This is a genomic window from Mycobacterium sp. (assembly GCF_032162105.1).
Classification (GTDB): Bacteria; Actinomycetota; Actinomycetes; order Mycobacteriales; family Mycobacteriaceae; genus Mycobacterium.
In genome coordinates, this window is record NZ_JAVRPS010000076.1 from 1 (window position 1) to 9,822 (window position 9,822).

8 protein-coding genes are annotated in these 9,822 nt (G+C 67.1%); 4 read left to right on the forward strand and 4 right to left on the reverse strand.

The features are described 5' to 3' along the window. Positions 1-216: 216 nt before the first annotated feature. A complete protein-coding gene (locus QOC69_RS03745) occupies positions 217-1,047 on the forward strand; it encodes an SDR family NAD(P)-dependent oxidoreductase (protein WP_526436496.1) in 831 nt (276 codons plus the stop codon). A 511-nt stretch (positions 1,048-1,558) separates the two neighbouring features. Further along, on the forward strand, positions 1,559-3,976 hold the full coding sequence (locus tag QOC69_RS03750) for a hypothetical protein (protein ID WP_526436498.1): 2,418 nt from the start codon (positions 1,559-1,561) through the stop codon (positions 3,974-3,976). 6 nt (positions 3,977-3,982) lie between these two features. Here the strand turns inward: QOC69_RS03750 and QOC69_RS03755 are convergent, their stop codons facing one another. From QOC69_RS03755 to QOC69_RS03765, 3 genes are all read right to left on the reverse strand, one after another. Beyond that, positions 3,983-5,065 (reverse strand): phosphodiester glycosidase family protein, encoded by a 1,083-nt coding sequence (locus QOC69_RS03755; protein ID WP_526436500.1) that lies wholly within the window; start codon positions 5,063-5,065, stop codon positions 3,983-3,985. A gap of 189 nt (positions 5,066-5,254) precedes the next feature. Then, complete coding sequence (locus tag QOC69_RS03760) at positions 5,255-6,562, reverse strand: PQQ-dependent sugar dehydrogenase (RefSeq protein ID WP_526436502.1); 1,308 nt, start codon at positions 6,560-6,562, stop codon at positions 5,255-5,257. After that, the gene (locus tag QOC69_RS03765; RefSeq protein ID WP_526436504.1) at positions 6,540-7,304 is read right to left on the reverse strand and encodes a pirin family protein; all 765 of its coding nucleotides are present in this window, start codon (positions 7,302-7,304) and stop codon (positions 6,540-6,542) included. The genes QOC69_RS03760 and QOC69_RS03765 overlap by 23 nt, the downstream gene beginning before the upstream one ends. Positions 7,305-7,379: 75 nt before the next feature. Here QOC69_RS03765 and QOC69_RS03770 point away from each other — a divergent pair, with 75 nt between their 5' ends. Next, on the forward strand, positions 7,380-7,841 hold the full coding sequence (locus QOC69_RS03770; RefSeq protein ID WP_526436508.1) for a MarR family winged helix-turn-helix transcriptional regulator: 462 nt from the start codon (positions 7,380-7,382) through the stop codon (positions 7,839-7,841). On the opposite strand, the gene QOC69_RS03775 is transcribed toward QOC69_RS03770, so the two are convergent. Next, on the reverse strand, positions 7,816-8,940 hold the full coding sequence (locus QOC69_RS03775) for an NDMA-dependent alcohol dehydrogenase (protein WP_526436506.1): 1,125 nt from the start codon (positions 8,938-8,940) through the stop codon (positions 7,816-7,818). The two genes, QOC69_RS03770 and QOC69_RS03775, sit on opposite strands and share 26 nt — an antisense overlap. 296 nt (positions 8,941-9,236) lie before the next feature. Here QOC69_RS03775 and QOC69_RS03780 point away from each other — a divergent pair. Next, a partial coding sequence (locus QOC69_RS03780) for a CocE/NonD family hydrolase (RefSeq protein WP_526436510.1) occupies positions 9,237-9,822 on the forward strand: 586 nt, incomplete at its 3' end.

The window sequence follows — 9,822 nt, forward strand, 5'->3', positions numbered from 1 at the left end:
CAGTCAACCGGCACCAGCCACCAACACCACCAAACGGTGTTGATCCGGCCAGGGCTGGCAGCCACTCTCCGGTGGCCTCTGCTGAGCACGCAGCACTCGACCCACCCCCGAACAGACCAGGCACGCCTGGACGTCGCGGGACCAGTCGAAAACAACCAGCCCCCAAACTGATTGGCGCTGCATGACCCACATCGGGTCAACTCTTAGCCTGAACTCATGCCATCAGTACTCGTCACGGGCGCTGCCCGGGGTATCGGGCGGTCGATCGCCGAGCACCTTGCGCGCCACGACTGGGACGTCATCGCCGGTGTGCGCACCGAGGCGGACGCCGTTGCGGTGACTGCGGCAAACCCGCGGCGGATCACCGCCGTCACCCTTGACGTGACCAACGATGCGCACGTCGCCGAACTCCGCGATTCGCTTCCGGCGCATCTCGACGGCATCGTGAACAACGCCGGCATCAGCGTCGGCGGGCCGATGGAGACCGTCACGACCGATGACTGGCGAAAGCAGTTGGAGATCAACGTCATTGGCCAGATGGCGGTGACGCGCGCGGTGCTGCCAAGGCTGCGGGAGTCACGCGGCAGGATCGTCTTCATCTCCAGCGTGAACGGCAGGCTGTCGATGCCGATGATCGGTGCGTACAGCGCGTCGAAGTTCGCGCTAGAGGCGGCCGCAGACGCGTTGCGGATGGAATTGCGGCCGTGGCACATTCCGGTGGTGATCGTCGAACCCGCCCAAACCGACACCGACATGTGGCGAACGGCCGACACCATGTTCGAGGAAGCCGAGGCCGCGCTGACGCCCGAGCACCGCGCGATGTATGCCAGGCACCTCACAGGCATGAAGAAGATGATCCCGATCGCACGACGGATGGCGGTGAATCCTGCGAAGGTGTCGACAGTGGTCGGGAAGTCCCTCACCACGAGTCGGCCACGCCCTCGCTACGTCGTGGGCGTCGGACCCAAGGCCCAGGTGGCCCTGATGACCAACCTGCCTGCGGCCCTCCGGGACCGCGTGCTGCGCAAAGTCACCGGACAGCCGTAGTCAGGACCCGGTGGACGCTTCGGCCCCGCGGCCGTTACGGGCGGGCCGGCGTCAGCGAATTGGCCTGCACCGGGTCCAGCCGAAGTAATTGACAGCTTGGTAGGTGGTTTGCCCTGTTCAGATGGATTCTCCAGCGCGCGTCGGCAGATCCGACCCGGCATGCCGAAATGATGAGCAGATCTAATCGGAATGCGTGACACCTCGGCAGCCGATGTTTGCGAACCACGTCGTTGCCGAACATCGGTGTGGCACCACCAATCCCAGAGCCCGGGTTCCGCAGGTACTTGCGAACGATATTTGCCAGCAATTCCCAGAATTGGCGCCGGCGTAAGTGTTAACGTCCACGTAAGTGGGCGCCTAGGTCGGGGAAAGGACTGGTCAGATGGCTGGTAGGCATCGCAAGATCGGCGTGAGGGCTAGGCGAATCGCCATGCTGAGTGCAGCCACCGCAACGGCGAGCGCGATGACTGTGAGCGTCGCTCCGCCGCCGCCGATTCCCCACCCGACAGTCGTGAATACGCCAGTCGACCTCGCGGCGGCCATCAGGTTGCTGCCGAACCACGACCAGGTGCCCGACCTCACCGGAGGCCTGGGCAGCACGATCAACGATTCCGGCCAGTCGCTCGCCGATGCGCTCATCAGAGCCGTGGTCAACGGGATCAACCTGACCGGACTTGCGCAGGCGGCCGGGGTGGATCCCCAGAGCCTCCTCACAACCTTGCTCGCGGATCTGCCAGCGAACCTGCTTCCTGGGATCCTGGCCAGCCTCTCCCTCGATATTCCGATTTTGGGGCCGGCGCTCGACCAGTTGACGGGCGGGGACCTTGCACTCCTCACCTCGATCCTGAACTTGCTCGGCATCAAGGAGGTCGCGGGGGGAACCCTGACCGGACTCCTGGCGCTGCTGGGGCTGGATCTGTCGGATCCGCTCAACCTCTCGGGTCTCGCCGTTCCCGGTCTCAACGTCATCACCGCGGGGCCGACGTTCACCGTGCTCAAGATGCTCGGCCTCGACCTCGGATGGCTGCCTTCGACGCCGAACGGGGTAGCCAACGAGATCAACGGAACGCCGTACCTCAAGCTGGGCGTCGACGGCGTGCTCGACCTGGTGCTCGGCGAGCTACGGAAGAGCACGCTCCCCGGCGCATCAGCCCTCATCGCTCCACTGGTCGCATTGATCCAGAGCATCACCGATCCATTGACCAGCCAGCTCCCCGACGTCATCGACCTCCGCGTCATCCCGACCGTGGGGATCGGGCTCGGCGCGTTCGCCGCCGCAACGGCCTACGAGAAGGTGCTGGCCGAACTGGCCGCCCAGCCGGGCGGGTCGGCGTACGTCGGCACCGACCCGGTGCTCGGCAGCCTGACCCTGCTACCACTGGTCCTGATCAACAATCCGGCGCGCCCCGACGGCGGCGCCTTCGCCCGGTTCGGGCCGCTGGCTGCGTTGTTCGGCATCAATACCGTGAGCCCAACTACCGAGGTGTCCAACGACGGGACCGGCATTCCAGTGCTCGGCACCGGTATCAAGCTGGGTGCGGCGAATCTCGTGCCGATCCTGATCGATGCGACCTACGAGTACCAACCGCTGTCGGACCTGGCGTCCTGGCCGAATCCCTTCACGCTCGCGAACAACCTCGCGGCAGGGTTGTTGCCCACCTACATGCTCCGCGGGCTGAGCCTCGACGGTCTTGACGACCAGATCCTCGGTCAGGTCGGCGATTTGGTCCAGGACGCGCTGGACCAGAACAAGCCGTTGGCGCTCAACGTCTACCTCACCCTGCACTCGGCGACATCGCCGATGCTGGAGCCGCTGTATCTGGCCGCCGACTTCCTCAACCTGGTGGGCCTCGGCCCGCTCGCACAGATTCCGATGCGGCTGGCGAATGCGCTTGCCCCTGCGATGAACACGCTGACCAACATCGGCTACGCCAACGTGATCCAGAACCCCGACGGCACCTATACCCGGGACTTCAGCAACGCAGGCACCGAGACTCCGTTCCTCTCCTTCGCCGACATCGACTACGGTCGGGTGCCCGGAGACGTCATCAATCAGTTGATCGGCGGCTTCACCAAGGAGTTCTTCAGCGCCAACCCGACGCCGAACGGGCCGAACGTGCTCTCCAACCTGCTCAATGCGCTGCTCGGCGGCGGGCTCGGCGGCATCCTTCCCGGCAGCACGCCCGCGCCGGGCGGTACCCCGGCGACGGATCCACTCGGAAGTCTCCTCGGTGGACTCGGTGGGCTGCTCGGTGGCATCCTCGGCGGACTCGGATTGGGTGGGCTCGGCGCCGTCCCGCTGGCCGCAACCGGTGCGTCGGCATCATCGACCCCCGAGCCGAATGCCACCTTCTCCCGGCTGTCGATCTCGGGCGGTGCCGAGGACGAATCCGCCACTGCGGCAGAGGATTCCGAGAAGACGACCGAGGCGACCGACGACGCGACGGCCAAGCCTGCGGCCGAGGACGCGACGGCCAAGCCTGCGACCGAGGAGGTCGTCGTCGAGAAGCCTGCGACCGAGGTGCCTGTCGTCGAGAAGCCTGCCACCGAGGAGGCCGTCGCCGAGGAGCCTGCGGCCGCCGAAGAGCCGGCCGCCGAGAAGCCCGCGGACCAGGGCGCAACCGGTCCGAAGCACGCCAAGCCGGACGACGAGACCGCCGCCGAAAAGCCTGCGGCGTCCGAATCGACGCCGAAGCATGCCAAGCCCGACGCGGACAAGAAGTCGGACACCGACACCACGACGAAGGACAAGACGCCGAAGCACGCCAAGCCGGCGTTCAACGTGGTGCGCGACAGTGCGAATGCATCCACGCCGAAGGACGAGAAGACCGGCATGCCCGAGAGCGGCAAGAAGGACAAGGACGAGACTGCCGCCGCCGCGTCATCGACCGGTGCGGACTCCGCAGGAGCGTCGAGCAACGCCGCCTGAAGGCAACTAGCTGAACGCGAGCCAGCTGGGCAGCGCGCGCTCCCGGGAGTCGCATAACACCGCGTAGGTGTCGCAGGAGCCCCTCGGCACCCCGGCGCCCGCCCACATGCCGCCGGCCTCGCGCCGCAGCACGATCGCCGACGACCCCCCGCCGTCGAGCAGGATCGCGCTATCGCTACCCAGCCCGCGGAACAGATCCTGGAGCTGGTCAGGGGTGTAGCTGCCGCCCTGGAACACGTACATCTCGTCTTTGTGCCTGGCGTAGGCGATCGCGGTGCGCGCCGCGCTCGGGCCACCGTCGTTCATCTGCCCGGTGTCGCCCGGCGCCAGTAACCCGAGACCGCTGACCGCGACGAACCGCGTGCCCTTGTCCATCAGGTCCTTGATCACGGGGGAGGCGGCGTCATAGTCGTCGGGGACCCTCGGCGAGACGACGAACGGCACGCCGGCGACCGGCAGGATCATGGTCGTCAAGGCCGACCAGGTCTCGTCTCCGCCGGATAGGCCCTGCTTCCCGGCGTAGGCGATGGTGCCGGTGACGGCAGCATTGGCCCGGCCCTGGCCGCGAGTGGTGTCGACGTAGGCGCCCAGCGGCGAACTGCAGCCGGTCGACTTCCACGAGCCGCCCTTCTGCCCGCGCACGTCGAAGAAGTTGGCATTGATCGCGATGGTCGGCGACCCGAGCGCCTGCCAGGCCTGCAGGGGGGTGTAGATCTCCGAGGCCTGCCAGAGCCCCTCACCGGTACGAGCGCCGGGTGTCCGCTCGCAGCGGGCCTGGTAGCCGGAGTGCGAGTCGACGAGGAGACGTGGAGTTAGCCGTTGTGAGGCGGACTTGATGATCATCAGATGCCCGCCGCTGCTCATCTCGTACCAGTCGCCGCCGGCGTTGAGCATCGGTGCGGCGTTGCCACCGCCGAAGTTGTAGACCAGGTACGTGCCGCGCGTCACGGCGATCGCATTCGCCAGGAGTTCGCGACCGTCGGCCGCCCGCGCGGTCGGCGCCCCCGCCGTCGTTGCCACTGCAGCACATAGCGCCAGCGTCGCCGCGCGCGCGGCGAATCGTCGGAACTTTGCGGCAGTCTTCGGCACTCTCGCCCCTTCGGCTGATCCCTACTCGATGAGAACACAATAATCACAGCTAACTCACTGTCAACATTCGTCACAACTGCATCACGATCCCGCCACGGACGAATTACGTTGCCCGCGAGGATATTTGCTATCGCTGCAGGACGAGGGTCGCGCGAGGGGATCGCACGGCTAGGAACCTTACTGCGGGCGTCAGCGGCCGGGCGGGGCCAACCGGTAGACGGCGTCGGCGTAGTCATCGGTGATGTAGACCGCGCCGTCCGGCCCCATCACCGCGGCGACTGGACGTCCCCACCGTGAACCGTCGGCAGCCTGGAAGCCGCCGACCAGGGTCTGCTGATCACCGAGACCGCCGTTGCGCCAAGGGAAGAACGACACCTCGGGTGCGCGCGGTGGCTGACGGTTCCACGACCCGTGCACGCCCATCAGCGCGCCGTGGGCATAGGGCTCCGGCAGCGCGCCGTCGACGAAGCTCAACCCCAGCGGAGCGGAGTGCGCACCGAGGCTCTGTTCGATCGGGGGCAAAGCGGCGCAGTCGAGCCTGCTCCTGTCGGCGTTCGTCTGGACGTCGCGGATCAGGCGGAGGTTGGCCGGTCTACCGTCGGGATTGCAGTACGGCCAACCTAATTCGCGCCCTGGGGTGAGCTTCGCGACCGACTCCGGCGGATGTTCGTCGACGTAGTCGGGCAACACCTGACCGTAGGACGGCCCCTGGTCGGGAACGGGGACGTTGTCGCGGTTGTTGACCGCCGTCCACAGCGCGCCGTCGGGCGCGAACGCAAGGCTGGTCCCGTTGCGCACGCCCGTCGCGAAGGGTTGAGCTGGGCCGCCGCCGGGAGGCACCCGCATGATGGTGGCCCGCTGCGGGCTCGCGGTGCGGTCGCCGGCGGAGACGTTGCCCGTCGAACCGATCGAGAAGTACACGGCGCCATCGGGTCCCACGGCTACACTCTTCAACGCATGGGGGTAGGCGCCACCCAGATCGGGGCTACGCGCGTCCGGCAGGCCCGCGGCGACGGTGCGCCGGTTGCTCGCGGTCCCGTCCGCGTAGTCGTACGCGTCCACCTGGTCGCTCTCGGCGACGTACGGCGTCGAGCCCGAGAACACGAGTCCGTGTGGCTGGTCCAACCCATCGAGGAGCAGATTGGCACGCGGACTCGCGTCCGACGGCTCCAGCCGGATGACCTGGCCGGTGCTCGGTACCGACAACAGCAGGTTGCCGTCGGGAGTCCACGCCTCGAGCCGCGGCTGCGGTATGCGGGCCCACACCGACAGCGTCCATCCCTTGGGCACCAACGCCTTTCGCGGCTCGTCGAACGGCCGCGCCGCGAAGTCGTCGGGCACCGCAACGGTGACCTCCTCGAGGCCGGCCTCGGCGGGCGGCCGGGTGGTCGACGCGGGGGCGGGCGCCGGGCCTGACGAGCATCCCGCCAGCAGCACGCCGCCCAAGCCGACGGCCACGATCGTTCGAAGGTCGTTACGCCGCAGCCAGACCCGCATGCATCTCCCAGACCAGGATCTCGGATGGTGCCGTCGCGGTAACCCGCTGGCCACCGGATGCGGTGAACCTGACCGCGTCGCCCTCGGACAGCGGGCCTGCCCCTTCCAGGGTGACTTCGCCGCGCGGCACGAACAGGTGCAGGTAGGGAGCGTGCGGCAGCTCGACGCTCGCTCCGGGTTGCAGTCGCGCACCGCGTAGGGCGGCATAGCGGTTGCGGATCGTGATCGCAGCCTCGTCGGCGTATTCGGGCATGCCCGAGGCGATGGTCACCAACCCGCCGCGCAGCAACTCGTCGTCGATCTCGAGTTGCTGGTAGCCGGGGGCGGTGCCGGATTCGTCGGGGACCACCCACATCTGCACGAAATGCACTGGCTCTTGGTGGGTTTCGTCTCCGGTGAGCGTCCAGGAGTCGTTCTTCTCGGAGTGCATGATGCCGCGGCCGGCCGACATCCGCTGCGCGAGGCCGGGATAGATGACGCCGGAGTGGCCGGTGGAGTCCTGGTGCACCAGCGACCCGCGCAGCACCCAGGTGACGATCTCCATGTCGCGGTGCGGATGGGTCTCGAATCCCGCTCCCGGCTTGACGACGTCGTCGTTGTTCACCAGGAGCAGCCCGTGGTGGGTGTTGGAGGGGTCGTAGTTCGCGCCGAACGAGAACGAGTGCTTGGAGTCCAGCCACGAGATCTTCGTGGCGGCGCGATCCGCCGCGCGCCGGATGTCGACGGATTCGGTGCTGGTCATCTTGCGCTGACTCCTTCAGAGGTCCTCGCCAGCCTAGGTGGCTGGCACTGGACACGACAACATAGATGATGTGTCATATATTCCGTGTGGTTGTCAGAGGACGAGCAACGGGTGTGGCGCAACTACCTGGTGATGACGGCGCGACTGCAGTCGGCGATGAGCCGGCAGCTGCAGGCCGACTGCGGGCTGTCACTGGCCGACTACGACGTGCTGGTCGCGCTGGACGACCGGCCCGGCTGTCGAATAGCCGAACTCGGCGAGCGGTTGGGATGGGAGCAGAGTCGGCTCTCGCACCAGTTGAGCCGGATGCGGGCGCGTGGGCTCGTCGAGCGCACGGGCGCCAAGGACGACCGACGGGCGGCCACCGTCGACCTCACCGCCGACGGACGCGCGGCGCTGACGTCGGCCGCGCCAGGTCACGCCGAGTTGGTGCGTGCGCTGGTGTTCGACGGCGTGCCCGCGGCCGACCTGCGTGCCGTCGATCGCTGGACGGGCGGCGTCCTGGACCGGCTTACCAGTCCGACTCGTCGAACTTGATCACGCCGCGGATGTTCTTGCCGTCGAGCATGTCCTGGTAGCCGTCGTTGATGTTGTCCAGTGAGTACGTGCTGGTCACCATCTCGTCGATCTTCAGCAGGCCCGACTTGTACAGGCCGACCAGCTTCGGCGTCTCGACGTGTGAGCTACCGCCGCCGAAGATGTTGCCCTTCAGCGTCTTCTGCATCATCGTGAAGAGGAACAGGTTGAGCTTGACGTCGAAGTCCATCATCGAACCCATGCCCGTGACCACACAGGTGCCGGTCTTGGTGGTCAGGGTCATCGCCTCTTCGACGTATTCGCCGCGCATCTCGCCGACCGCGATGATGGTCTTGTCGGCCATCACGCCATGGGTGACGTCGATGATCGGCGCGATGGCCTCGGCCATCGACGGGTAGACGTGGGTGGCGCCGAACTTGAACGCCTGGTCGCGCTTCCACTCGTTCGGGTCGATCGCGATGACGTTCTTGGCGCCGGAGATCACGGCACCCTGCAGGGCGCTCATCCCGATGCCACCCACACCGATGATGACGACCGTCTCGCCGGGCTGCACGTCGGCGACGTTCGTGGCCGACCCGAATCCGGTGGGCACCGCGCACCCCATGATTGCCGCGGTCTCGAACGGCACGTCCGCGTCGATCTTCACCACGGAATCCTCGTGCACCGTCATGTACGGCGCGAAGGTGCCGAGCAGGTTCATCGGTGACACCTCGTGCGAACCGGCGTGCACGCGCGACGTCCCGTCGGCGATGGCCTTGCCGCCCAGCAGCAGCGCACCCCGATCGCACAGCGAGCGGTAGCCCTTGAGACACGACGGGCACTGCCCGCACGCCGGGATGAAGGCGAGGATGACGTGGTCACCCTCCTCGATACCCGTCACGTTCTTGCCGACCTTGGTCACCACCCCGGCGCCCTCGTGCCCACCGAGTGCAGGCAGGCCGATCGGCGTCGCGCCGGTGGTCAGGTGGTAGTCGGAATGGCACATGCCCGCCGCGTGCATCCGAATCTGCACTTCGTCGGCGACCGGATCGCCCAGATCGATCTCGTCGACCTTGAACGGTGTATTGAGTTCCCACAGCAGAGCACCCTTGGTCTTCATGGCGGCGATCATAGAACACGTTCCAGAACATGCAACCAGCAGGCGCTCGACCTGCGATTATGGGTAGCCAGACCATCTCGTCCGGTTCGCGCGCCGCTCGCGCCGCCAGCCGACCACGCTAGCGTGATCGCGTGCCCTCCGTCGCGATTCGGGTCGCGGCCGTCGCCGCCGTCGTGACCCTGGTCCTCGGCGGGTGCTCGGGCGACCACGGCACGCGTTCCGGCGCAGGGCCCTGGCCCCAGGATCCGGGCCGCGGGCCGTGCGCAGTGACCAAGCAGGACAACGTGCCCGCAACCATGCGCGACGGCACCGTCCTGCGTGCCGACGTCTACCGGCCGCAGAGCCAGGAGAGCGTGCCGGTGATCCTGATGCGCACCCAGTACGGCAAGGCCGGCGCGCAGGCCGCCTCCCGCTACCAGTCACCTGACTGGTTTGCATCGCATTGTTATCTGGTTGTCGTGCAAGATATTCGGGGACAAGGCGCGTCGGGTGGGACGTTCAGCGAGTTCACTCACGACCAGAACGACGGCTACGACTCCGTCGAATGGGCGGCGGCGCTGCCTGGATCGAACGGCAAGGTCGGCATGTACGGCTCCTCCTACGTCGGTGCCACGCAATGGCTTGCCGCCGTCGCCGCCCCGCCGCACCTCGTCACCATCGTTCCGGCGAACACCGCATCGGATTACTACGACGGCTGGACGTACGAGGGTGGCGAATTCCGGTTGGCGTTCGTGCAGCCGTGGGCGATCGGGTCCATCGCCACGACTGCCGCGAAGAACCGCAACGATCAAGCGACAGTCCACGAACTCGCTGCTGCCGCAAACGATCCCACCCGCTGGCTCGACTTCCGTCCGTTCAAGGACCTGCCGCCGATGCAGCCGG

What these genes read in the sequence shown, in the direction of transcription:
- QOC69_RS03745 (WP_526436496.1), top strand. Translation starts at nt 217, where the DNA reads ATGCCATCAGTACTCGTCACGGGCGCTGCCCGGGGTATCGGGCGGTCG.
- QOC69_RS03760 (WP_526436502.1), bottom strand. Translation starts at nt 6,562, where the DNA reads ATGCGGGTCTGGCTGCGGCGTAACGACCTTCGAACGATCGTGGCCGTC.
- QOC69_RS03765 (WP_526436504.1), bottom strand. Translation starts at nt 7,304, where the DNA reads ATGACCAGCACCGAATCCGTCGACATCCGGCGCGCGGCGGATCGCGCC.
- QOC69_RS03775 (WP_526436506.1), bottom strand. Translation starts at nt 8,940, where the DNA reads ATGAAGACCAAGGGTGCTCTGCTGTGGGAACTCAATACACCGTTCAAG.